Source organism: Gilliamella sp. B2838, assembly GCF_026536185.1.
Taxonomy (GTDB): Bacteria; Pseudomonadota; Gammaproteobacteria; order Enterobacterales; family Orbaceae; genus Gilliamella.
Map to the genome: position 1 here is coordinate 1 of NZ_JAFNOO010000051.1, position 523 is coordinate 523.

Consider the following 523-nt stretch of genomic DNA (forward strand, 5'->3'; position numbering starts at 1 on the left):
CTTCATACCATTCACTTTTATAATGAACTAACAACCGTCCCAGTGCCGTTGTTAATGGGGGTTTTTCCGCTATTCCCTTAAAACAGTCCTGTGTTAATGTCGCATATTTATTACTATTTTGAATATATTGCTTATCTAATATTGTTAGGGTCTCTTTGATGGTTGGCTTGTAGTGCTCAAGTGAGGCATTATCTTTGTTTCGGGTTGTCGCTTTTTTCGCATTCAGATAAAATTCTTTTAAACTGCCGGTTTCTCTAATCTGTTTAAAATCAAACCATTCCCAACCACTGACTTTTTTTACACCCTCACTACCAATAAATGTCCATCCTTTAATAGGAACATTTTTACTATCCAGTGCATACTCTATCTTTAACCATAAGGTCCCCTTTTCATCAATTGCACGTTTATCATTCCCCATTAAATCTTTATCATTTATATTCAGTAGCAACGGTGGCATATCAACTTCATTTTTGCTACCGGTTAACTCACTCTCTTGTAAGGGAAATTTACTCCATGCCGGTGT

At 36.3% G+C, this 523-nt stretch carries 1 protein-coding gene; it reads right to left on the minus strand.

Annotated elements, in window-relative coordinates; all coding sequences use genetic code 11:
• Positions 1-523: hypothetical protein (locus tag J3U63_RS13270; protein WP_267371866.1), on the minus strand; the 523-nt coding region annotated here is incomplete at both ends.